Origin of the sequence: Chitinophaga sp. (assembly GCF_035538455.1) — a bacterium.
Classification (GTDB): Bacteria; Bacteroidota; Bacteroidia; order Chitinophagales; family Chitinophagaceae; genus Chitinophaga.
This window is the reverse complement of record NZ_DATLKJ010000144.1, coordinates 16,685-38,256: the sequence shown is the minus strand read 5'-3', so window position 1 is coordinate 38,256 and position 21,572 is coordinate 16,685. Positions and strand designations below refer to the sequence as shown.

Annotated in this window: 25 protein-coding genes; 9 read left to right on the top strand and 16 right to left on the bottom strand. The window is 46.0% G+C overall.

Features of this window, described 5'->3' with window-relative positions:
- Positions 1-28 precede the first annotated feature (28 nt).
- Positions 29-619, bottom strand: a complete 591-nt coding sequence (gene ruvA / locus VM802_RS16980) for a Holliday junction branch migration protein RuvA (RefSeq protein ID WP_325532618.1) — start codon at positions 617-619, stop codon at positions 29-31.
- 192 nt (positions 620-811) lie between these two features.
- On the opposite strand from ruvA, the gene VM802_RS16975 reads away from it, so the two are divergent.
- Positions 812-1,822: a beta-ketoacyl-ACP synthase III gene (locus tag VM802_RS16975; RefSeq protein ID WP_325532616.1), complete on the top strand. Its 1,011-nt coding sequence runs from the start codon at positions 812-814 to the stop codon at positions 1,820-1,822.
- Between the two features lie 67 nt (positions 1,823-1,889).
- On the opposite strand, the gene VM802_RS16970 is transcribed toward VM802_RS16975, so the two are convergent.
- The gene (locus VM802_RS16970) at positions 1,890-3,785 is read right to left on the bottom strand and encodes a sensor histidine kinase (protein ID WP_325532614.1); all 1,896 of its coding nucleotides are present in this window, start codon (positions 3,783-3,785) and stop codon (positions 1,890-1,892) included.
- A 34-nt stretch (positions 3,786-3,819) separates the two neighbouring features.
- Positions 3,820-5,649: an ATP-binding protein gene (locus tag VM802_RS16965; protein WP_325532612.1), complete on the bottom strand. Its 1,830-nt coding sequence runs from the start codon at positions 5,647-5,649 to the stop codon at positions 3,820-3,822.
- Positions 5,650-5,887: 238 nt separating this feature from the next.
- Here VM802_RS16965 and VM802_RS16960 point away from each other — a divergent pair, with 238 nt between their 5' ends.
- On the top strand, positions 5,888-6,094 hold the full coding sequence (locus tag VM802_RS16960) for a hypothetical protein (RefSeq protein WP_325532610.1): 207 nt from the start codon (positions 5,888-5,890) through the stop codon (positions 6,092-6,094).
- On the opposite strand, the gene VM802_RS16955 is transcribed toward VM802_RS16960, so the two are convergent.
- Complete coding sequence (locus VM802_RS16955; RefSeq protein ID WP_325532608.1) at positions 6,091-6,786, bottom strand: NUDIX hydrolase; 696 nt, start codon at positions 6,784-6,786, stop codon at positions 6,091-6,093. The two genes, VM802_RS16960 and VM802_RS16955, sit on opposite strands and share 4 nt — an antisense overlap.
- Before the next feature lie 47 nt (positions 6,787-6,833).
- The gene (locus VM802_RS16950; RefSeq protein WP_325532605.1) at positions 6,834-7,325 is read right to left on the bottom strand and encodes a DinB family protein; all 492 of its coding nucleotides are present in this window, start codon (positions 7,323-7,325) and stop codon (positions 6,834-6,836) included.
- Between the two features lie 125 nt (positions 7,326-7,450).
- On the opposite strand from VM802_RS16950, the gene VM802_RS16945 reads away from it, so the two are divergent.
- On the top strand, positions 7,451-7,918 hold the full coding sequence (locus VM802_RS16945; protein WP_325532604.1) for a GNAT family N-acetyltransferase: 468 nt from the start codon (positions 7,451-7,453) through the stop codon (positions 7,916-7,918).
- A 79-nt stretch (positions 7,919-7,997) separates the two neighbouring features.
- Entirely contained in the window at positions 7,998-8,849 is an 852-nt protein-coding gene (locus VM802_RS16940) for a GNAT family N-acetyltransferase (RefSeq protein ID WP_325532602.1), read from the top strand.
- Between the two features lie 163 nt (positions 8,850-9,012).
- Here VM802_RS16940 and fabD read toward each other — a convergent pair whose 3' ends face one another.
- The 3 genes from fabD to VM802_RS16925 all read right to left on the bottom strand — a co-directional run bounded on the left by fabD (position 9,013) and on the right by VM802_RS16925 (position 11,139).
- The gene (gene fabD, locus VM802_RS16935; protein ID WP_325532600.1) at positions 9,013-9,903 is read right to left on the bottom strand and encodes an ACP S-malonyltransferase; all 891 of its coding nucleotides are present in this window, start codon (positions 9,901-9,903) and stop codon (positions 9,013-9,015) included.
- Between the two features lie 222 nt (positions 9,904-10,125).
- Positions 10,126-10,713, bottom strand: coding sequence for a GTP cyclohydrolase I FolE (gene folE / locus VM802_RS16930; RefSeq protein ID WP_414647098.1), 588 nt, complete (start codon positions 10,711-10,713; stop codon positions 10,126-10,128).
- Between the two features lie 12 nt (positions 10,714-10,725).
- Positions 10,726-11,139 carry a 6-pyruvoyl trahydropterin synthase family protein gene (locus tag VM802_RS16925; RefSeq protein WP_325532598.1) on the bottom strand — a complete coding sequence of 138 codons (414 nt, stop codon included), beginning with the start codon at positions 11,137-11,139 and terminating at the stop codon, positions 10,726-10,728.
- A 114-nt stretch (positions 11,140-11,253) separates the two neighbouring features.
- Between VM802_RS16925 and mqnB the strand changes: the two genes are divergently transcribed.
- Both mqnB and VM802_RS16915 read left to right on the top strand, forming a co-directional pair.
- Positions 11,254-11,937 carry a futalosine hydrolase gene (gene mqnB / locus VM802_RS16920; protein ID WP_325532596.1) on the top strand — a complete coding sequence of 228 codons (684 nt, stop codon included), beginning with the start codon at positions 11,254-11,256 and terminating at the stop codon, positions 11,935-11,937.
- A 29-nt stretch (positions 11,938-11,966) separates the two neighbouring features.
- A complete protein-coding gene (locus tag VM802_RS16915) occupies positions 11,967-12,764 on the top strand; it encodes a 1,4-dihydroxy-6-naphtoate synthase (protein ID WP_325532595.1) in 798 nt (265 codons plus the stop codon).
- A gap of 84 nt (positions 12,765-12,848) precedes the next feature.
- Here VM802_RS16915 and VM802_RS16910 read toward each other — a convergent pair whose 3' ends face one another.
- The 8 genes from VM802_RS16910 to bamD form a co-directional block, all read right to left on the bottom strand.
- Positions 12,849-13,688 carry an aminotransferase class IV gene (locus tag VM802_RS16910; protein ID WP_325532593.1) on the bottom strand — a complete coding sequence of 280 codons (840 nt, stop codon included), beginning with the start codon at positions 13,686-13,688 and terminating at the stop codon, positions 12,849-12,851.
- Between the two features lie 157 nt (positions 13,689-13,845).
- Entirely contained in the window at positions 13,846-14,502 is a 657-nt protein-coding gene (locus VM802_RS16905) for a 3-oxoacid CoA-transferase subunit B (protein ID WP_325532591.1), read from the bottom strand.
- A gap of 54 nt (positions 14,503-14,556) precedes the next feature.
- Positions 14,557-15,249 carry a CoA transferase subunit A gene (locus VM802_RS16900; protein ID WP_325532589.1) on the bottom strand — a complete coding sequence of 231 codons (693 nt, stop codon included), beginning with the start codon at positions 15,247-15,249 and terminating at the stop codon, positions 14,557-14,559.
- A gap of 23 nt (positions 15,250-15,272) precedes the next feature.
- Positions 15,273-15,752, bottom strand: coding sequence for a DUF4296 domain-containing protein (locus tag VM802_RS16895; protein WP_325532587.1), 480 nt, complete (start codon positions 15,750-15,752; stop codon positions 15,273-15,275).
- A gap of 42 nt (positions 15,753-15,794) precedes the next feature.
- Positions 15,795-16,727, bottom strand: a complete 933-nt coding sequence (gene porD / locus VM802_RS16890) for a type IX secretion system protein PorD (RefSeq protein ID WP_325532585.1) — start codon at positions 16,725-16,727, stop codon at positions 15,795-15,797.
- Positions 16,720-17,943, bottom strand: coding sequence for a bifunctional phosphopantothenoylcysteine decarboxylase/phosphopantothenate--cysteine ligase CoaBC (gene coaBC, locus VM802_RS16885; protein WP_325532583.1), 1,224 nt, complete (start codon positions 17,941-17,943; stop codon positions 16,720-16,722). The genes porD and coaBC overlap by 8 nt, the downstream gene beginning before the upstream one ends.
- Before the next feature lie 100 nt (positions 17,944-18,043).
- Positions 18,044-18,385, bottom strand: a complete 342-nt coding sequence (locus VM802_RS16880) for a DNA-directed RNA polymerase subunit omega (RefSeq protein WP_111595172.1) — start codon at positions 18,383-18,385, stop codon at positions 18,044-18,046.
- Entirely contained in the window at positions 18,354-19,184 is an 831-nt protein-coding gene (gene bamD, locus VM802_RS16875) for an outer membrane protein assembly factor BamD (protein WP_325532579.1), read from the bottom strand. The genes VM802_RS16880 and bamD overlap by 32 nt, the downstream gene beginning before the upstream one ends.
- A 486-nt stretch (positions 19,185-19,670) precedes the next feature.
- Here bamD and mraZ point away from each other — a divergent pair, with 486 nt between their 5' ends.
- The 3 genes from mraZ (at position 19,671) to VM802_RS16860 (ending at position 21,545) form a co-directional block, all read left to right on the top strand.
- Positions 19,671-20,138 (top strand): division/cell wall cluster transcriptional repressor MraZ, encoded by a 468-nt coding sequence (mraZ, locus tag VM802_RS16870; RefSeq protein ID WP_325532577.1) that lies wholly within the window; start codon positions 19,671-19,673, stop codon positions 20,136-20,138.
- Between the two features lie 10 nt (positions 20,139-20,148).
- The gene (rsmH, locus tag VM802_RS16865) at positions 20,149-21,057 is read left to right on the top strand and encodes a 16S rRNA (cytosine(1402)-N(4))-methyltransferase RsmH (protein WP_325532575.1); all 909 of its coding nucleotides are present in this window, start codon (positions 20,149-20,151) and stop codon (positions 21,055-21,057) included.
- A gap of 113 nt (positions 21,058-21,170) precedes the next feature.
- Positions 21,171-21,545 (top strand): FtsL-like putative cell division protein, encoded by a 375-nt coding sequence (locus tag VM802_RS16860; RefSeq protein WP_325532573.1) that lies wholly within the window; start codon positions 21,171-21,173, stop codon positions 21,543-21,545.
- Positions 21,546-21,572: the final 27 nt, after the last annotated feature.

The following is a 21,572-nucleotide window of genomic DNA, read 5'->3' as shown; positions in this document are numbered from 1 at the left end:
AGGTTTTATAGAGGACTTTTATTTATAATTATAAACTCTTCAGGGCTTTCTTTATCAGCTCTTCCAAGTTTTGCAATAGTGGTTCGCTCTTCATAACTTTCTGTATTGCCGCATCGGCCATGTTCCGGGCTATTCCCAGAGTTACCAGAGCATTTAACGCATCTTCATGCATAGTATTGTTTGGTGCAACAGATAATTGTGTTGTACCGGTATCTTTATGCTTCTTAACCTTATCTTTCAGCTCCAGTATAATGCGTTTGGCTGTTTTAGCACCGATACCCTTTACGCTTTCCAGCATTTTTTCATTCTCCATCATAATTGCCCGCTGAATGTCTTCTGGTTGCAGGGAAGACAGCATCATGCGTGCAGTGGAAGCTCCAACACCGGATACGCCCAGCAGTAACAGGAACAGGCTCCTTTCTGCTTCTTCAAAAAATCCGTAAAGCGTGTGAGCATCTTCTTTTACCTGGAGGTAGGTCAACAATTTACAATTTTCCAGATCCTGTATGCGGGAATAGGTATTGAGGCTGATTTGAACTTCGTATCCTATTCCATGTACATCTACGTGAACAAGGGCTGGGGATTTATAAGTTAATTTTCCATTCAGATAAGCGATCATAGAAGGTAAAAGGTTCGATAAATTACTTAAACTTACAAAAAATGTAATTACAATGTAGCTAGTGCATTGACGGCAAAGATGCTAACTTTTAGCGGATTCACAATCCTTTAACCTTATCATATTCTACTTTTTTAGGAAATATTCGTTTATGTCGTATTTTTACGCCTCGTTTTAAACACTTATTTTGTTTATATGAATAAATTAACGGCCGCTATTACAGCGGTGGGTGGGTATGTTCCGGATTACGTGCTAACCAACCAGGAACTGGAAAAACTAGTAGACACAACTGACGAGTGGATATTAACCCGGACAGGCATTTCCGAAAGAAGGATACTGAAAGGCGAAGGAAGAGGCACTTCTGATCTTTGCGTACCTGTGGCACTGGAAATATGCAAGAAGAGAGGTATCTCCCCGGAAGAAATTGACCTGCTGATAGTAGCCACTGTTACCCCCGACATGACTTTCCCAGCTACTGCCAACGTAGTTACAGATAAAATCGGTGCAAAAAACGCTTTTGGATTTGACATCAGCGCAGCCTGCTCTGGTTTTTTATATGCCCTGGACACAGGCGCACGCTTTATTGAAAGTGGCCGTTACAAGAAGGTAATGGTAATTGGCGGCGACAAAATGAGCTCCATCATTGACTATACAGACAGGACTACCTGCATCATCTTCGGCGACGGCGCCGCAGGCGTACTGCTGGAACCTAATACAGAAGGCTACGGTGTTATTGACAGTGTTCTGAAAAGTGATGGTCATGGCCGCGAATATCTGCACATGAAAGCAGGCGGTTCCATGAAACCAGCTACTATGGAGACGGTTACCAACCGTGAACATTTTGTTTACCAGGAAGGTAAAATGGTGTTCAAATATGCAGTGGCCAATATGGCTGACGCAGCCAACAGTGTTCTTGAACGGAATCATCTCAAGGCTGAAGATATTGCCTGGCTTGTACCTCACCAGGCCAACAAGCGCATCATCTCCGCTACTTCCCAGTATATCAATCTCCCTGACGAAAAGGTAATGATCAATATCCACCGCTACGGTAATACTACTGCGGGTACCATTCCTTTATGCCTGTGGGATTACGAAAAGCAACTGAAGAAAGGCGATAACATTATCATGGCAGCCTTTGGTGGCGGGTTCACCTGGGGTTCCAGCTATATCAAATGGGCCTACGACGGCGCTCAATTTGGTAAATAAATTTTGGGATTGGGGGATTATTTGATTTTGGAATTTTTAAAAATTCCAAAATCAAATAATCCCCCAATCAAATCATGTAAGTGATCACAATGTAATTATCCTCTACCCCTGCTGATAATTCCCCGTTCATTTTCCCGATAAAATCTCTGCTGATCACAAATCCCAATGCGGGCATATTCTCCTGCCAGTTAAGCAGTGTATACAGCTTGTCTGCGGCATTGGCTCCCGCATCTACACTGATGCTGATATGGGTACGATGTTCCCTGGCTATTGCCGAGATCACCAGCAGTGTCTGCGGTTCCGCAACAGTTGCTGCAGTCTGCAACAGCTGCATATTCACGAGCCGAAGCATCTCCGGGTCCGCCAGCACAGGCAGGGAAGCCGGCAGGCGGTTGATGAGTGTTGCCTGTCTCTCCTTCATGGTTGGCTGCAAAGCTATCAGCACGGCCTGTATGATACCGGACAGTTCACATTGCACAGGAGTATAGGTAAATCCCGAAAGCTGCAACCGTATCCATTTGAGTATGCTGTCAAATATATCCAGCGTTTTGCGGGATGAGGCCGAAATATGTTTCAGGAGAGAGGCTACCGCTGCGGATTCCAGCTCACCTGACTTCAATTGGGCCGCCACGGTGCTAATATGATGCAAGGGTTCTCTGAAATCATTTGCCAGGATGGTGATCAGCTTATTTTTAAATGCATCATTCTCCCACAGCTCTTCGTTTTTATGCTGTATGGCTTTATAGCTCTGTTCCAGTACAGTCTCTTCTTTCCTAGAACGCCGGTAGCTGAAATAATAAGCAACCAGCAATACAATCAGTAACAATGCCACCAGCGTCAGACCAGCAGTACGCAGTGTGCCTGTACGTTTTTCTGCCCGTTTCTTTTCCAGTTCCTGTTGTTGCAGCCGGTTGGTCATTGCCAGCGATTGCAGCGACTGTTCTTTCAGGAAATAATCTATGTAATTGATGGACTGCGTTGTGGCATGGTAACGATCCTGCCCGGCGAGACGCATGATTTCTGCACTGTACCAGGCGACTTTATCCTGCTGGTTCATCCGTGTGTAATAATCGTACAAGCCCGCCAGTACAAAGAGATTGAGTTCTTCGCAACCGGTTGCCCGCGCCAGTTCGTATGACCGTTCCCGGTAGAAGGTGGTATCAACAGGATATCCCATCTTTCCAAAATCATCCAGGCGATTATACATGTCCATTGCCACATAAGGCAACCCTCTTTGCTGCGCTTCCTGTGCCAGTGAATAGATCAGCGCTTCGGCCTCTTTGCCTCTGCCGGCTTTCACCATCTCATTGGCCTCATAGGCACGTACGTATAGTAATATTCTGTTGCGCGGATACTTCTGCATAATTTTCCGGCACTGCTGCAAAGCCCATTTCACGGAGTCGGTGCGGGTACTGTCTTTGTAGAAGCGCATGGCATAATTGATCAGCAGAATACCATAGGTAGAATCCTGTGCGGGCGGCAGCCTTGACGCCATATGGAAAGCCCGGTAGAAATAGTTATTCGCTTCAACGGGCCGCCCGGTATTGCGGTAAAAAAGGTAGATATTGCTCAGCGTCTTCACAACAGCGGATGAATCGCCTACGGCTTGTTGCAGCTGCAGGGCCTTATAGGCATACATGGTAGCGATATTGAAATCTGTTTTCAGGGCATAGTACCAGCTCATCAGGCTGAAAGCATCTGCCAGTCCGCGTTGGTTATGATGTCTTTCCGAAAGGTCCATCACCTGCAATGCGTAGTGAAAGCTGCTGTCGAGATTGATCATAGCATAGAGCGCACCTATCTTACCCAGTACCTTCACATATCCGGTGGTATCCTGCTGCCGGGCCAGCTCTTGCTGTAACTCCGGAAGCTGGGGCGATTGTGCGGTTACTTTCAGCGATATGCACAGCAATACCACCAGCGCCCATAAAGCGCTGTAATGTGACATGTAACTCTTATGCATATACGTTTTTTTCATACCGTAGCTATCGTTCGTATTATTGCGTTTCCGGCAGCCGGTAAAAGAAAGTACTTCCTCTTTCAGGGTTGTTGAAAGCGCCCGTTTCTCCATTCATTTTATCGATAAAATCCTTGCAAATTATTAATGCCAATCCTGCGCCTTTGCCAGCCCGCTGTTGTTCATGTGCGTTGCTGTTATAGGCAAAAAGGCCGGGGAGCACGGTTGGATCTATGCCCTGTCCTTCATCTGTAAAGGTTACTACACTCTTTCCATCCTTACGTGTGGCTGTAATAGTTATAGCGCCTCCTTCCGTAGAAAATTTAACGGCATTGTGCAGGAAGTTCCGGTGAATGAACTGCAGCATCTCATAGTCGGCCAGCACTTCAAATTCCGGTGGTATATTTTTGTTCACGCGGATATTCTTCTCCTTTATCTGTACAGTCAGCGACTGTTCCACAGCGGTGATCATTTCGCTCAAGACAAACGTTCCCGGCTGATAAACAAATCCCGACAACTGCGTGCGCATCCATTTAAGGATCTCTTCAAAAACCGCCAGTGTAGCTGTTGCCCGTTCATCGACTTCCCCAATCAATATGGTTGCATCGGAAATGGTCAGCGCCTTCTCTTCTATAAACCCGGTAATGTCAATAATGTTGTAAAGCGGCGTTCTGAAATCGTGTGCAATCAGCGAGATCAGTTTATTCTTGAAATCATCGCTTGCCCGCAGCTGATCATTTGCCGTTCTGATCTGATCCTGTATCAGCGCCAGCCTGGCGGTACGGCGGCCGGCGTTGCGGTATGCCTTTCCAAGCAACAGCAGCAATAACAGCAATAAAATAGTAACTGCAATCAGGATGATAAACAGATACTGCCAGTAATGCGACTCTACCTGAGCAGTTTGCAGCAGCTGTTGCTGATAGAGGTGTTGCATTCTCAGCGAGTCCATGATTTTATCCTGGAAATTGTAGGCGATATAATCCATTTCACCCTGCTGCATATCGTCCTGCTGCTGTTGCATTATGTTCAGTATAAGCCTGCTGTAGCTGGCGGCAGCAGCGGCGTTTCCGTTTTTTCTATAATATCCGTACAGTTTTGTGGCGACGGGGAGGATAAGACCGATATAACCACCTGCGCGAGCGTAATTAACTGTCTGCTCCCAATAGTGCAGGGAATCCGGTGCATGTTGCCAGGCCCTGTAGCCAGCAGTCTGCATACTGGCATACATCGCCAGGTAGTACATGCTATCTGTCAGTGCTGCAGTTGTTACGGCCGAAAGCGTCTTGAGTGAAGCGGTTATATCTCCGGAGCGGAGGAGTTCATTAGCACGAAATAATCGCAGGTAAAGGATCTCGCGCTTATCATTCAACCTGGTGGCGATGTCTGTAGCTGTTTGCAGGGCATGTTGCGCGTCTGACAGCCTGGTGGTATCTGCGGCATTAATAAAATAATAGTTGCCCAGCACCAGTGCATGGATAGAGTCGAGGTTAGCCTGGCTGCTCATTTGCAGAGCACGGTCTACATATTGTTGCGCCATATCGTGCCTGCCGTTGTACTGATAATAGATACCGATATTCATCATTGCCATGAGCGCATTGACCGTATCTCCGGCAGTATTGCTCTCCGTAAGCGCATCATTATAAAAATGAAAAGAAAGGTAACGGTGGGGTCTGAAGGCATAATAACTACCGAGGTTGCGCAGGGCGAGATCAAGTCCTTGCTGGTACCCGATGCGCATAGCCAGGTTCCTGGCGGCGGCGGCATAAACGCCACAACTGTCCAGCTGTTGCGTTTGATAGAGTATTGCCAGCCGGTTGAGCGCATCTGTGTATAATATGCTGTCCTTTATACCAGGGAGTATATTCTTCATGCGGACAACCTCCCTATATTGCGCATGCAGCAGCAAGGGAACAGTGGTTAGCCAACAAAGGCAAAACCACCGCAGATATGGCTGGTGTCTCCTCATAGTTCAACCGGGAAAGTAACTATAATTACACTAAATAAAGCTAAGTCATTTTATTCATTTTGTTCATTTCCTCATTCATGCAGGTTAGCTATCTTTGACGTAATTCTTATACTTTCAGATCACGAGGAAAACATCTATTCTTATGGCATCAGAAAAGGACATCAAAAAGCCTGTGAAGTTCTGTTACAGCCATATTGGCGGCAAACTGGGGCAACTGCTGACCGATAACTTTATTGAAAAGGGATGGATAGCAAGGGATCCTGACAGTGAGAAACATTATTATCTCACTGAAGCGGGTGAAAAAGGGTTAAAGAAGATGGGAATAGATACCTCCGCAATAAAGCCCTAGATCTCAAATACCAGTCCTTTCTTCATCAGCAGCTCGTACTTCAGGGAATCAAAACGATAAAGATGCGCTCCTTTTTTGGAAGAGGTTTTATCTTTTTCCTCCAGTTTCTCCATGACATCGAGCGAGAGGATCTTTTTGCGGAAATTACGTTTATCCAGTGTGCGCTGGTATATTTCTTCGTACAGGCATCTCAGTTGTGACAGGGTAAATTTCTCGGGGAGGAGTTCAAAGCCTATCGGGTGAAACTGGGCGTTCTTGCGCAGCTCCACCAGCGCATCTTCGATCATGCGGTTGTGGTCAAATATCAGTGTGGGGATCTGGTGCAATTCCAGCCAGTGGGCGCCATGTTCCTGGGCCAGCGGACGGTCATGATCTTTGATCCTGATCAGGGCGTAATAGGCTACGGAAATTACCCTGGCGCCGGTATCACGGGTGACATCACCGTAGCAATGCAGCTGGTTCATGTAAATATTCTCCAGCCCGGTGGTAAGTTTCAGCACCCTGCCTGCCGCTTCATCCGTGCTTTCATCGACCTGTACGAAGCCTCCTACCAATGACCATTCTCCGGCCATAGGCGCCAGTTTACGCTTCATGACCAGCAGTTTCAGTTTACCTTCATCAAATCCAAAGATGATACAGTCTACTGCCACGAGGTGTTTGGGAGCTTTTGTATAGAAGGATGCAGCGTTCATAATGGAGCATTAACAGCGAAAATTCCGGTAAAAGTAATATAAACAACTTATTTTTTTATGATAAAACTGCTGTAGTCCGTTCCCGGTATCTTATTTACGCCCAACTGCCTGAGCATATGCACCAGTTGTCCGCGATGAAAGGAGCTGTGGTTGCACACATGCATCACGATGTGCTGTGCCTCCATTTTATGGTGTTCACTCTTTGCCCGTGTAAATGCCACCGTATGTGCCAGGCGGGCAGGAGTGGCCTGTTTCACCCATTCCTGCAGCTGTAATGATTGCTTCAGCCAGGCCTTACAGGCGTCGGCAAAAGATCCGTTGAAACCGGCGGTAACATCTACGGGTTTTTCCGCGAGTTGCAACCGCTGAAACCAGGTGCTGTCTGTAAGCCATACATGTAATATCAGTTTGCGGAGTGTGGAAAAGCTACCACCAAGATCCTTGTCAGCTTCTTCTTCCTCCAGCTTCTGCAACACAGCTGTTATCTGCTGATTAGCCCAATAGTTGTAAGATGCGTATTGCACCAGGATTTCTTTCATGCACAGATATTAACTTTTCAATAATTCAAAAACCAATACTCAAAACTAATATCTATTACGCTAACTCATATTTTTTTATTTTGCAGCAGTAAGTGTTGAGATTGAAGTTGAATAAAACAGAGCATATGGAACAGGTAACATTAAGGATTGCCAGGAGAGAAGATTGCCCGAGACTACTCGAACTTATCAGAGAACTGGCTCTGTATGAAAATGCGGTTGAACAGGTGACTGTGAGCCTGTCACATTTTGAAGACGCGGGTTTTGGCGCCCATCCTGTATGGAAAGCTTTTGCAGCCACCACGCAGGTGAATGGAACAGAGATGATTGTAGGCTTTGCGCTATACTATATCCGCTACTCTACCTGGAAAGGTTGCCGCCTCTACCTGGAAGACATTGTGGTTACAGAGAGCTGGCGCGGCAAAGGAGTAGGTAAGTTGCTGTTTGATCAGCTGATAACTGAAGCAAAAGAAAAAGACTTCAGTGGTATCACTTTCCAGGTGCTGGAATGGAATGAACCAGCCATCAACTTCTATAAAAAATATTCTACGAAATTTGATCCCGAATGGATCAACGTGAGTATTGAGCTGAAATAACTTTCCGCTTATATAAATGTGTGAGCGTATGTCGTGAATCGTTCCTAATATTGGCGACATACTTTTATACATTTCGACTATGATATACCTAAACGATTTCCACGACCTGCAGGACCAGACGACAGAAGACATTTGCACCGCATTTAATGAAGCATTCAGTGATTATCTAGTACCGCTGCAGTTAACCCCATCCATACTGGAGCAGAAAATGAAAGGCGAGAATCTCCAGCGCGCTTACTCGATCGGAGCGTTTGATGGCGATACAATTGGCGCCTTCATACTGCATGGCACAGACAACAGTGAGCACCCTAAAGAACTTTACAACGGCGGCACGGGCGTGAGGCCTGCGCACCGCGGGCAACATCTCGTACAAAAAATGTATGACAAGTTCATCCCTGTTTACCGCCGTCAGGGAATTGAGAAGATCACGCTGGAGGTGATCAGTACCAATCTCCCTGCCATCAAAGCATACACTAATTCCGGCTTCCGGAAGTCACGTATCTTTCATTGTTACAAAGGCACTATTACCGCCGGCGAGATACCAGCAGAAATTATTATCAAAGAAAATGACGCGCCTGACTGGCAACAGCTGGCTGCATTTATGGATATGAAACCAGGATGGTCCAATACCCCGGAGAGCATCCTGCGTGAGCAGCCTTATACCGGCATCTGGGAAGCCTTTATTGATGGCCAACCGGCAGGATACATTGCAGTGCACAGGGATACCCGCCGCATCAGGAATATCGCTGTTCATCCGGACTTCCGCCGCCGTGGTGTGGGTAATGCCCTACTGCGCCATGCAGCTGATACATTGGGCGATACGATGAGTATTATTAATATCGATGAGAATTCTCCGGAGATAGGAAAGTTCCTGGAACAGGCCGGATTGAAATTTTATTTATCTCAGTACGAGATGACGATAGCGTTGTAGTTTCTCGCAAAGCTGCATAAGGAGCAAAGAGCGCAAAGGGTGTTTTTAAGTTAAATAAGACGGTTTAATAGTACCAGACAATATTTACGGACTATAAAATAGTTCTTTGCTAACTTAAAAATACCCTTTGCGCTCTTTGCTCCTTATGCAGCTTTGCGAGAAACTAACTTATTCCGTTTACAACGGTTTCTTTATTGATCTTTTGTACAAGTCCCTGTAATACTTTACCGGGGCCTACTTCTGTGAATTCTTTTGCGCCATCTGCTATCATTGCCTGTACGGACTGTGTCCATTTTACAGCGCCAGTGAGCTGGTCGATCAGGTTTTGTTTGATCTGTGTAGCGTCTGTTACAGCGGCGGCGGCAACGTTTTGGTATACGGGACAGGAAGGTGTGTTGAAAGTTGTTTTTTCAATGGCGGCCTGCAGTTCTTCTTTTGCGGGAGCCATCAGCGGCGAATGGAACGCACCGCCTACGGGCAGTATCATGGCGCGTTTGGCCCCTGCGGCCTTCATTTGCTCGCAGGCTACTTCCACACCTTTCAGCGTACCGGAAATAACCAGCTGCCCCGGACAGTTATAGTTGGCAGGCACAACGATCTCACCTGTTTCGGCAGCTACCCTGGTGCAGATTTCTTCTACTTTAGCGTCATCCAGTGCAAGTACTGCAGCCATTGTTGAAGGCTGCTGTTCGCAGGCTTTCTGCATAGCGTTGGCCCTGATAGCTACGAGGCGCAGCGCATCTTCAAACGACAATACACCATTGGCTACCAGCGCGGAAAACTCACCAAGAGAATGGCCTGCTACCATTTCAGGGCTGGAATGTTCTGTACACAGAAAGGCAATAACAGCATGAAGGAATACAGCGGGTTGCGTTACATTGGTTTGTTTCAGATCGGCTTCGGTGCCGGTGAACATTATATCAGAAATACGGAAACCTAAAATTTCATTGGCCTGCTCAAACAGTGCTTTTGCTTTCTCGTTGGTATCATACAGGTTTTTACCCATGCCCGGAAACTGAGAACCTTGTCCGGGAAATACGTATGCATGCTTCATTTTGGTTACGTTAAAATTTACGCTATCAAATAAAAATTAATCAAATATACAATCTATTCTTTTCTAAATAGAAAAATGGTTCTGATCGCGTTATGTGCTTATTTTTTTATTTAGTTATGTAGTTAATTTGTTTCAATTAAGGTTTGCACGAAAACAAAGTAACTAGATAACTAAATAAAAAAATAAGCACATAACGCGATCAGAACCATTTTACTTCGTTATTTATTTGCTGATCAGCTTCATAAACTCGCTTCTCGTGCGGCCGTCTTCAAACTGACCACTGAAAGCAGAAGTAGTTGTAATAGAATTCTGCTTTTGTACACCGCGCATCATCATGCAGAGGTGTTGTGCTTCGATCACCACAGCAACCCCCTGGGGCTGCAGCGTTTCCTGGATAGCATCCAGGATCTGGTGTGTAAGTCGCTCCTGTACCTGCAGGCGGCGTGCAAATACGTCTACTACGCGGGCCAGTTTACTAAGGCCGGTGATGTAGCCATTGGGGATATAGGCTACATGTGCTTTCCCGAAGAATGGCAGCATGTGGTGCTCACACATGGAATACAGTTCAATGTCCTTTACGATGACCATTTCGCTGTAGGCTTCTGTAAATTTGGCTCCGGCGAGGATTGCTTTGGCATCCTGCTGATAACCCTGAGTAAGGAATTGCATGGCTTTGGCCACACGTTCTGGCGTTTTCAACAATCCTTCCCTCTCCGAATCTTCTCCCAGCAATTCCAGACATGCTTTGTAATTCTTCATAAGATCAGTCGTGATCTTATCGTCATAACTTTCTACCTTATTATACGCCATGCTTATATGTTTTTATTTACCACCGTAGTACTCTACGTATATGCGTGGTGTTTCATACAACTTGATACAGTGTAAATGAACATCTGCAGGTAAATGTTGAGTCAGCTGATCCCATATGGCAATGGCCAGGTTTTCAGCCGATGTAAATTTACCGGCCATAAAATCCACATCCAGGTTGAGATTGCGGTGGTCAATCTTCTCGATCACGACATCCTTAATGATATCGCCCAGTGTTTTGGCGTTAAATACAAAGCCTGTCTGGGGATCAGGATTCCCTTTTATGGTAACATGCAGTTCGTAGTTATGACCGTGCCAGTTAGCATTGGCACATTTTCCAAATACTTCTTCGTTCTTTTCCTTGCTCCAGTCCGGGTTAGATAACTTATGCGCAGCATTAAAGTTCTCTACTCGCGTTAAATAGATCATTTTTCGAAAAAATTTTCGCAAAAATACCACTATTCTCTGAGTAGAGCCAATTTATCCTAATTCCTGTCAATTGTTTTACACTGGCTGCAATCATTTTTGCTGTACATTTACCCTATGAAAATACTGGTTACTGCGGCTACCACACTGGAAATACAGCCGTTTCTGGACTTCCTTCAACAGCATGGCGAAACGTTAAAAGCACGGCAATATAGATTAGGTCACTGCGAAATTGATGTAGTGATAGCGGGGATCGGAATGATGCACACCGCATTCAGCCTTGGCGGGTATTTTGCGGTCAACAAGCCGGACATGGCCCTTCAGGGCGGCATAGCCGGCACATTCCGCCATAACTGGGAGCTTGGCACCGCGGTAGTGATCGAAAAGGAATACCTGGCTGACCTGGGTGCAGAAGACAATGATCAGTTTAAAGATTTATTTGATATACAACTGTGGCAGCCGTCCCAGCAGCCCTTCACCGGTACAGCCCTGGTTAATACTTTCGCTGGGCTGCCTTTTGCGCCAGCACTGCCCAGTGCCACCGGGGTCAGCGTAAACCTTGTCAGCGGCAGCAGGCTAACTATCGACAGACTTGAAAACAGGTATGCCCCTGATACAGAGAGTATGGAGGGCGCCGCCTTCCACTACGCCTGCCTGACGCATGGCATTCCCTTCCTGCAGTTACGCACACTCTCCAACTACGTGGAAGTGAGAGACAAGAGCAGATGGAGAATTCCGTTGGCAGTAAAGGCCCTCAACGAAGAACTGGTTAAAACTGTGGAAACACTGAATGGTATATGATTTACAGACTAATAAAACATTAATTGCATATGCATTTATCTTTAGGATTTTCACCTTGCCCGAATGATACGTTCATTTTTGATGCAATGGTGAATAATAAAATAGATACAAAGGGGCTAACCTTCGACACACAACTCGAAGATGTGGAAACGCTGAACAGATGGGCGCTTGAAGGGAAGCTGCCTATTACCAAACTGAGCTTCGCGGTGTACCTGAAAGTGAAGGAGCAATACGACCTGCTTAACAGCGGCAGCGCATTGGGCCGTGGCTGCGGACCGTTGCTCATCGCTAAAAGAGACATTCCCAGAGACGAGATAAAAGATCTTACCATCGCTATTCCCGGAGAAAACACCACTGCCAATCTCCTCTTTTCTATTGCCTTTCCTGAAGCGAAGAAAAAAAAGATCATGGTATTCTCCGACATTGAAAACGCGGTGCTGAATGGGGAGGCAGATGCCGGCGTAATCATCCATGAAAACCGTTTTACCTACCAGCTCAAGGGGCTTGTGAAACTGATGGACATGGGCGAATTCTGGGAAGAAACCACTGGCAGTCCTATTCCGCTTGGCGGCATCTTCATCCGCAAAGATGTGCCCGCAGATGTGCGCGCAAAAGTAGACACACTCATACATGAAAGCCTGCAACATGCCTACCGCCATTATCCACAGCTGTCTGACTACGTAAAATCACATGCGCAGGAAATGGATGAACAGGTAATGCGGCAGCATATAGATTTGTATGTAAATGATTTCAGCCTCGATCTCGGAACGGAGGGCAAGGCTGCTGTCACCTCCCTGATGGAAGCTGCGCAGAAACTACGCAACTAAGCAATCACTTATAAAATAAAAGAGCAGATGCGATCGCATCTGCTCTTTTATTTTATAAGGAACCCTTACCAATTATATATTCAATTACAAAATAGCCTCATGTAGTAATTCATGGAGAATAGCTGCTGTGGCATTACCGTAGCTACTATCGCGAAACACACCTACCCATCGGATACCGGAAATAGCATTCGTCAGAAATATTTCATCTGCATTTTCCAGGTCTTCTACCGTAAGCGGTTTCTCTTCTATTCTGAATGGCAGCTCTGTTTTCAGCAAATGTTTACGCATCACACCGCAAACGCCTCCTTCAGATAATGGCGGTGTATAAATCGTATTGCGATGCACTACAAATACATTAGCAATCGTGCTGTCTGCAATGCGCCCATATTGATTGAGCAGCAGCACTTCATTCAGGCTGTGTTGGCGGCCGTACATGGCGGCCATTACATAAGGCAGGCAATTATTTGATTTGATGGATGACAGCTTATCACAGCTCTTTCTTACATCCGGGAATACATCCAGCACCAGGCCTGTTTCATTCAGTTCCAATACACATTTATCCAGTTCAGTTGCCTGAATAATATAACTGGGATGGTTGTCTACAGGATGATATAATCCGCCGTCATTGCGAAATACAGCCAACCGTACACGCGCCATATCGGCAACATCATTTTTATTGCAGAGGTCAATGATCTGTCTGGCAAAATAATTCTTGGTGAAATGGGAGGGAATGTCGAAATGCAGCAGATTGAGGCTGGTGAGTAAGCGTTCGAAATGGAGGTCAGCCAGCAATATATGTCCTTGGTAGACTTTCATTGTTTCAAAGCACCCGTCGCCATAGCGAAATGAACGGTTATCGGCCGTAAAGATCGGATCAGCAGCGGGTATTAGCTTACCATTATAACAAAGATAACCACCTTGCACCTTTACATAGTTTAGCAAGTTGTAAGTTACCCAATAATTTTGTCATTTGGTGATTTGATGGAGGGATATTGGGGAATGTGACGAAGAATATTTTGCATTCATTTATGTAGATATTTTTACTGATTTGAAAAATATCTACATAAATAAATATCACGGTTTATATTTTCATTTCAGGTATATCACCTTCAACGATCAATTTGCCTGCCGTTTTATTTTTGATCTCCTCTACCGTCACACCGGGTGCGCGTTCGAGCAGTTTAAAGCCCTGTGGAGTAACGTCCAGTACTGCCAGGTCGGTAACAATTTTCTTTACACAATTAACACCTGTGAGTGGAAGTGTACAGGCCGGCAGCAATTTACTTTCTCCTTTGGGATTGGTGTGCAGCATAGCCACGATGATATTCTTGGCGGATGCTACGAGGTCCATTGCGCCACCCATTCCCTTCACCATTTTACCTGGGATTTTCCAGTTGGCAATATCACCGTTGTGAGAAACTTCCATAGCTCCCAGCACGGTAAGATCCACCTTGCCGGCGCGTATCATGCCAAAACTTTCGGCTGAATCAAAGAAGCTGCCACCAGGTAATAGGGTAACGGTTTCTTTTCCTGCATTAATGAGATCTGCGTCGATATCGGCTTCTGCGGGATAGGGTCCCATGCCCAGCATACCGTTTTCAGACTGTAACATAATAGAGATTCCGGCGGGCACATAATTGGAGACCAGGGTAGGGATGCCGATACCCAGGTTTACATACATCCCATCCTTCAATTCCTGCGCTATTCTTTTGGCGATGCCATATTTGTCGAGAGGCATAAAATAAGTTTTTGAGATTTGCGAATAGGGGATCTGGTAAAATAAGCAGGCAGCTTAGATGCTTACTGTTTTGCGCTCGATCCGTTTTTCATAATCGTGCCCCTGGAAGATGCGGTGCACATAAACTCCTGCTACGTGGATCTGGTCAGGGTCCAGCTCTCCTGGTTGTACCAGGTGTTCTACTTCTGCAATGGTGATCTGACCGGCTTTGGCCATAGAGGTACTGAAGTTGCGGGTGGTTTTGCGGAATTGCAGGTTACCTGTGGTATCTCCTTTCCATGCTTTGACAATTGCAAAATCTGCATGCAGTGCCAGTTCCATGAGATACTTCTTGTTATTGAACTCACGTACTTCTTTACCTTCTGCTATTTCTGTTCCATAGCCTGCGGGGGTATAAAAGGCGGGAATGCCCATTCCGGCCATTTGTATGCGCGTGGCCAATGTACCTTGCGGAATGAGGTCTACTTCCAGCTCTCCGGCGAGAAGTTGTCTTTCAAACTCTGCGTTCTCCCCTACGTAGGACGACATCATTTTTCTGATCTGGCGGGTCTTCAGCAACATTCCAAGCCCGAAGTCATCTACGCCGGCGTTGTTGGAGATACAGGTCAGATCTTTTACGCCTTTTCTTACGAGTGCTGCAATACTGTTTTCCGGAATACCACACAAACCAAACCCTCCCAGCATTAACACAGCGCCATCCTGGATGTCCTGTATAGCTTCATCTGCATTTGCTACTACTTTGTTCATGTTTTGGTGTTTTATGATTTTATTCAGGGTAAGCGCTTCACGAAAGGCCGTATGGTATCGGCCCCAGGCAGCGCTATTACTTTTTCTGCATAAGGGAATAGTCGCTTTAAGCGGTATTTGATGGGAGCATTTTCATCAGCGGGGTCTCCCAGCTTACTTTTCATTTTGCTGATCTCCGCCTGTACTATCTCAAACACTTCACGGAGCCTGTCCGGGTGTTCTTCATACCAGGCGTAACTGCTCGTGAACTCAGGTACGCTTACCTGGTGCAGGTTAAGGATTTGTTTATAATATACCTTAATTTTTTCCTGTCGCAAGGAATCGGGCAGGCGCATTGTTTCAGCTGTAGCGTCGTTACCATAGGCATCTGCCAGCGACATGTCAATCAATATAGCGCTCATCTTTTGTTTAGCGATGATTTTCGCCGGTACTTTACCTGCATCAGCACAGGAGATAAAATACAAACACATCCCGGTTACGATCAGCTTCAATACTATCTTCATTATACTTACTTTTCCCCCATGCTGTTGGCGTGGGGCTCATTCTTATTTCATATCATGATACTTCTGTGCGTTGGGCACATCCATTTGGGCCAGCAGTTCAGCAGCCCTGCTTTTCTCCTGTGGCATGGCCTTGGAGAAGATCTTTTGCAATTCACCCGCTTTGGCAGCGTAGAATGTTTGCAACAGCATGGAGTTGGGCACATCCTGGTGAATAGCGTACAGCATGTTCAGGCAGTTCATAATGGTAGCCCTGCCTTTATTCACATCATCGTACATTACATCAAGGCCCTGGCGGTGATACTGGTACATCACATCATGAAACTGGCTGAATTTTACGTTGAGGAGGTTGTCCTGCAGCCAGTACCGGTTACGTTTACCTTCGAAGGCTTTCCAGCCGGAAACATCTTTCGCATCGGGGGCATTGTTAACAATGTTGAGTGCCTTCTTGAAGAAGGCGTCGCCGCCACGTGGTGAGAAGGAGTCATAATCCAGTCCCAGTATGATGTACACGTAGTAGGCCATGATGGCGGTGAGATTGGAAGCCAGCGGATCGTTGCCCACCACCCTGTTGTCGCTGAATTCCAGTGGCTGGAACTCCACATAGCGGAAGGCCACGTTATTATCCTGGGTATTGAGCAGGCTGGTCACGTAACCGGCGTTGAAAACGGGTCTGGTTGCCTGTATGGTAAGGCTTCCGCTGAAGGTGTTGTTGCCATTGCTGGCAGTGACGTTCAGGAGGAAATTGCATTCTATGCGCTCAGCAGGTGTAAAGGCATCGTCGGTCCAGTGGCGGTTATTAATAAATTCTTTGAGGGCTGTCTGCAGCGTGGTGAACATTTTTTTGTCCACGCCCTGGACCTGATTGGCCAGAACAGTAACATTGGCTCTGATCTCCTGTGAGGATGCAGGCAGACAGCACAATGTGCATACAAATGTACCTGCCAGTAGCAGGATGTAAGGGAAAAGCTTATGCATGTTGCAATTCAATTATAGCGGAAACAATATCCCTGGCTACCTCTTGCTTCGATTTCAATGGAAGACTGCGTTCTTTTCCTTTGCGGTCAAACAGGGTTACCTTGTTGGTATCATAGTTAAATCCGGCGCCTGGATCGGCGAGTGAGTTCATCACGATCATGTCGAGATTCTTGTCACGCAGCTTTTTCAGGGCATATTCTTTTTCGTTGTTTGTTTCCAGGGAAAAACCTACGAGCATTTGCGCCGGGCCTTTGTTATTGCCCAGGGTGCGCAGTATGTCGTGTGTTTTTTCGAGGGCGATTGTCAGCTGTTCTTCGTTCTTCTTGATTTTTTTGTCGGCGATGTTTGCCGGGCGGTAATCTGCCACGGCAGCGGCGGCTACTACGATATCGGAGAGCGGGAAGGCTGCAATAACGCTGCGGAACATTTCGTCTGCGGTGGTCACCGGGATAATCTCGATGCCGGCATGGTGGGTGGTAAGATAAGTGGGACCCAGTACGAGTTTCACTTTGGCGCCTGCGTCGGCGAGGGCTTCTGCGATGGCGATGCCCATTTTACCGGTGGAGTGATTGCTGATATAGCGCACCGGGTCTATATGTTCTACTGTGGGGCCGGCTGTTACTACGGCCAGCTGGCCTGCGAGAGGTTTTTGCTTTATATGCTGGCTGAAGTGCTGGCGCAGCAGGGTCACGATACTTTCCGGTTCAGCCATTCGGCCTTCGCCTACGAGTCCGCTGGCCAGTTCGCCGGAATCCACGGGGATCTGGCGGAGGCCGTATTTGCTAAGTTTTTCGAGGTTAGCGCGGGTGGCGGGGTGGTGCCACATGTCTTCATCCATGGCTGGTGCAAACATTACGGGACATGCGGCGGAAAGGAACACTGCCATCAGCAGGTTATCGCAGCCGCCATTGGCCATTTTAGCGATGGTATTGGCAGAAGCGGGGGCGACGAGCATAACATCGGCCCATCGGCCCAGCATCACGTGGTTATTCCAGCTGTTATGGTCGCTGATATTGAGTGGCACATCATTTTTGGACAGGGTTGCCAGGGTTAAGGGAGTAATGAAGTCGGCTGCGGCCTGTGTCATTACTACTTTTACTTCAGCACCTTCCTTTACCAGCAGGCGGACGAGGGTGGCTGATTTATAGGCAGCGATGCTGCCGGAAACGCCCAGCAGGATCTTTTTTCCTTGTAATATCTTATTGGTAGCGTCCATGTATATAAAACAAAAGCGGCAGAAAATTATTCTGCCGCCATGAAATTAATATTTTTATGTTTCGTAATCACGAACCACATAAAATAATGTGGGGACCGGATCAGCTGAACAGGTCGTCATCATTTTTACGGAAATAAATCTTGTTGTCCAGGAATTCCTGGGTAGCCTGAATGGCGGGATTAGCCATTCTTTCATAAAAACGGGAGATTTCGATCTGTTCCTTGTTTTCATGTACTTCTTCGAGATTGTCAGTGTGGCTGGCAAACTCCTCCAGCTTGGAATGAAGCTCCTCTTTCACTGAAATATTGATCTGATTGGCGCGTTTGGCTATCACGGCAATAGACTCATATAAGTTGCCTGTCCTGTTCTTAATATCGGTAGTATTTTTGGTTTCTACCCAGGGATTAAGACTACTGGTTAGACTTCGCTTTATTTTGCTCATTATCCAGGGATTTAATATTGTTTTGCGCTAAGGTATAAAATTTTTCGGCATCAGCCTTCAATTTGCTGTTTGGGTAGTGGTCGGCAAAGTCCATGTATTCGGTGATTACGGTTTCGTAACGTTCCTTTTGCTTGTCTTCCACACTGTTTTTGGCGTAGTTGTAATACGCTCTGATGGCCATTATCTTATAGCCGTCGCTTTTATCGGAGTCGGGGTAGTTTCGCATCAGGTTTTTGAAGGCGATACCGGCTGCTTTATAAAAGCCGAGGTTATAGTATAATTCGGCGCTAGTGAATTCTTTTTTCTCCAGTTTGCGGCGGCACAGTTCAATTACGAGATTGGCTTCGGGCGCTTTTTCCGCATTGGGATAGTTATTGACGAAGGTTTGCATGGCGGCAATGGCCTTCATGGTGTTTGTCTGATCCAGGGATACCTTTGGCGACTGTTTATAGTAGCAGTAAGCCTGCATATAGTCTATTTCCATGGCCCTAGGGCTGTTGGGGAAGATATCCAGGTAGTTTTTGAAATGGAAAGCAGCCTGAACATAGTCCTTTACATAATAGGAGCAATATGCGTAGTTGTAATACAGGCCTTCGAACTTTTCGGTTCCTTTATAAACCTGCAGCAGGTCCTGGTAGAGTGTCTGTGCCGTATTGTATTTCTTTTTCTGAAACAGTTTGTCGGCATATGCCAGCTTCTTCTCGAAGTTGTTGCTTTTCTCTATTCTCCGCAGTTCATTATTACATGAAGTGGATATAATGAGCGCAATAACACTAAAGTACAATAAAAATTTCCGCATAAAAGAGTGGCAAAATTAAGAATTAAATGTAAATGTAAGGCAGACAGATTTTGGTTGCTGTTAAAATTTTGCAAAAGAGTGAATTAAATCGCCGGACAGGGAAAATTTCCCTGTGGGATTTTTACGGAACTAATATAAAAAATGGTGGGGAGCTGACAAAAGAGTTTTTTCCGGGTGGGGATGCGTTATATTTTTTATTTATCTGTAATTTTTTTTTCGAAAAAATTTCCCACCGGCTAACTGTTCTTTGGTTGTGGCTTCTGAGGGCTTCTTCCCGGTTATAAACACGATATCCACTTACACTAACAAATTATCAACATGTATGCAAAAGTTATACACACTAATAGTGCATAAATAGCAGTCAAACCCAATCTATCAGGCCTTTTATTTCTGTGGAAAAAATTTATAAAGTATTTTTTCGTTAAAAAGTGGGAAAAAGTGTTATTTTGTGTTAGAAAATGGTTTTTCAATACTTTGCCCCATGGTATGACAGGATTTCTAGGCGAATATGAAGCAACGCTGGACGCAAAGGGGCGATTTCTGTTACCTGCAGGATTTAAGAAGCAGTTATCAGAGACCGCCGGGGGTCAGTTTGTGATTAATCGTGGGTTTGAGAAGTGCCTGTCGTTGTATCCCATGAATGAGTGGCAGCCCATTTTCGAGCGTATCAGCAAGCTGAACGACTTCGACCCGAAGGTAAGGGAATTCAGGCGCTACTTTCTGAACGGGGCAACCATTCTGGAACTGGATAGCGCGGGGAGACTGCTGGTGCCTAAAAACCTGTTGTCGTACGCCAATCTGGAAAAAGATATCGTGCTGGCAGCAGCATCCAATAAAATTGAGATCTGGGATAAAGGTAAATACCAGGAGTTCTTTGAAAATTTCTCACCAGGGGCCTTCAGTGATCTGGCGCACCAGGTAATGGGAGGAGGAGACAACAACATCGTAATTTAAACTGGAGCATATGGGCGAACAGCAATATCACTTACCCGTTCTGCTTCATGAAACAATAGAATTGCTTCACATTAATCCGGACGGGGTTTATGTGGATGCAACATTTGGAGGAGGCGGGCATTCCCGCGCCATACTGGAGAAACTGAGCGAAAAAGGACGACTGATAGTATTTGATCAGGATGAAGATGCTTACCGTAACAGGATTATTGATGACCGTGTAACATTTGTACAGGAAAACTTCCGGCACTTGCAACGCTTTCTGAAACTGCACAAAGCCACACAGGTGGACGGCATACTGGCAGATCTGGGTGTTTCATCCCATCAGTTTGATACAGCAGGAAGAGGTTTCAGTACCCGCTTCAACGCTGACCTGGATATGCGGATGGATACGCGTACAGAGCTGACTGCAGCCGATGTACTGGCAACCTGGTCGGAAGCAAGGTTACAATTGATTTTCCAGGAATATGGAGAAGTGACTAACGCCAAAACCCTGGCGCAGACCATCGTGAAACTGCGAAAAACTAACCCCATGCGCACCATCTCAGCCTTTAAAGCTGTGATACAACCCATCGTAAAAGGTAATCCGCAAAAATATTTTGCTCAGGTTTTCCAGGCACTGCGTATAGCTGTTAACGATGAACTGGGCGCTTTAAAAGATTTGCTGGCTCAATCCACTCCCATGCTTAAACCCGGAGGCAGATTGGCCATCATTACCTTCCACTCGCTGGAAGACAGGCTGGTAAAGAATTTCATGAAGACAGGAAGTTTCGAGGAAGCACAGGATGATCCGTTCGGAATGGAAACACCCCCTAAATTGTTCAGATTAATCACAAAGAAACCGGTCACCGCCAGTGAAAAGGAATTGAAGCTTAACAGCAGATCGAGAAGCGCAAAATTACGTGTGGCCGAAAAAATATAAGTGATACGGCTTTGCGCCGCAAGCACACATCCTATCCTATCTTATCCTATACACATTCTGTTGTGATTTGCTTTTCAATTTTATATTGTCAAATTTTTTAAAAGGCATTGAGCGTGTTGCAGGAAGAAGTTATAGAAACAAACCAGGAAACGCCGGCAGATAATACTGCCTCACGGGAACCTAAAAGAGAATGGCGGTTGCGCATCAACTACAGAGCGTTGGTGCAGAACCTACCTTTTATTGGTTTCCTATCATTCCTGGCATTGATCTATATCGCTAACAGTCATCTCGCTGAAAAAAAGATTCGCCGTATTAATCAGCTTGGCAAGGAAATTAAAGAACTGAAGTGGGAGTATATCAATGTGAAAAGTGAGCTCATGTTTCGCAGCAAAATGAGTGAGGTAAGTAAATCCGTTGAACCGCTGGGGCTTAAACAACTCAGCTCTCCTCCTCAGAAGATCATACTGAAACAAGAAACAGAAAAATGAACTGAACATTGATACCTGATGCTGCCC

Excerpts from the sequence above, each read along its gene's own strand:
- coaBC (WP_325532583.1), bottom strand. The coding sequence starts at position 17,943 with ATGGACGCTACCAATAAGATATTACAAGGAAAAAAGATCCTGCTGGGC.
- VM802_RS16880 (WP_111595172.1), bottom strand. The coding sequence starts at position 18,385 with ATGAGCAAAATAAAGCGAAGTCTAACCAGTAGTCTTAATCCCTGGGTA.
- VM802_RS16950 (WP_325532605.1), bottom strand. The coding sequence starts at position 7,325 with ATGAAAGAAATCCTGGTGCAATACGCATCTTACAACTATTGGGCTAAT.
- porD (WP_325532585.1), bottom strand. The coding sequence starts at position 16,727 with ATGCATAAGCTTTTCCCTTACATCCTGCTACTGGCAGGTACATTTGTA.
- VM802_RS16975 (WP_325532616.1), top strand. The coding sequence starts at position 812 with ATGAATAAATTAACGGCCGCTATTACAGCGGTGGGTGGGTATGTTCCG.
- VM802_RS16895 (WP_325532587.1), bottom strand. The coding sequence starts at position 15,752 with ATGAAGATAGTATTGAAGCTGATCGTAACCGGGATGTGTTTGTATTTT.
- VM802_RS16945 (WP_325532604.1), top strand. The coding sequence starts at position 7,451 with ATGGAACAGGTAACATTAAGGATTGCCAGGAGAGAAGATTGCCCGAGA.
- VM802_RS16965 (WP_325532612.1), bottom strand. The coding sequence starts at position 5,649 with ATGAAGAATATACTCCCTGGTATAAAGGACAGCATATTATACACAGAT.
- folE (WP_414647098.1), bottom strand. The coding sequence starts at position 10,713 with ATGGCGTATAATAAGGTAGAAAGTTATGACGATAAGATCACGACTGAT.
- VM802_RS16960 (WP_325532610.1), top strand. The coding sequence starts at position 5,888 with ATGGCATCAGAAAAGGACATCAAAAAGCCTGTGAAGTTCTGTTACAGC.
- bamD (WP_325532579.1), bottom strand. The coding sequence starts at position 19,184 with ATGCGGAAATTTTTATTGTACTTTAGTGTTATTGCGCTCATTATATCC.
- rsmH (WP_325532575.1), top strand. The coding sequence starts at position 20,149 with ATGGGCGAACAGCAATATCACTTACCCGTTCTGCTTCATGAAACAATA.
- ruvA (WP_325532618.1), bottom strand. The coding sequence starts at position 619 with ATGATCGCTTATCTGAATGGAAAATTAACTTATAAATCCCCAGCCCTT.
- mraZ (WP_325532577.1), top strand. The coding sequence starts at position 19,671 with ATGACAGGATTTCTAGGCGAATATGAAGCAACGCTGGACGCAAAGGGG.
- fabD (WP_325532600.1), bottom strand. The coding sequence starts at position 9,903 with ATGAAGCATGCATACGTATTTCCCGGACAAGGTTCTCAGTTTCCGGGC.
- VM802_RS16925 (WP_325532598.1), bottom strand. The coding sequence starts at position 11,139 with ATGATCTATTTAACGCGAGTAGAGAACTTTAATGCTGCGCATAAGTTA.
- VM802_RS16955 (WP_325532608.1), bottom strand. The coding sequence starts at position 6,786 with ATGAACGCTGCATCCTTCTATACAAAAGCTCCCAAACACCTCGTGGCA.
- VM802_RS16970 (WP_325532614.1), bottom strand. The coding sequence starts at position 3,785 with ATGCATAAGAGTTACATGTCACATTACAGCGCTTTATGGGCGCTGGTG.
- VM802_RS16905 (WP_325532591.1), bottom strand. The coding sequence starts at position 14,502 with ATGCCTCTCGACAAATATGGCATCGCCAAAAGAATAGCGCAGGAATTG.
- VM802_RS16940 (WP_325532602.1), top strand. The coding sequence starts at position 7,998 with ATGATATACCTAAACGATTTCCACGACCTGCAGGACCAGACGACAGAA.
- VM802_RS16915 (WP_325532595.1), top strand. The coding sequence starts at position 11,967 with ATGCATTTATCTTTAGGATTTTCACCTTGCCCGAATGATACGTTCATT.
- mqnB (WP_325532596.1), top strand. The coding sequence starts at position 11,254 with ATGAAAATACTGGTTACTGCGGCTACCACACTGGAAATACAGCCGTTT.
- VM802_RS16900 (WP_325532589.1), bottom strand. The coding sequence starts at position 15,249 with ATGAACAAAGTAGTAGCAAATGCAGATGAAGCTATACAGGACATCCAG.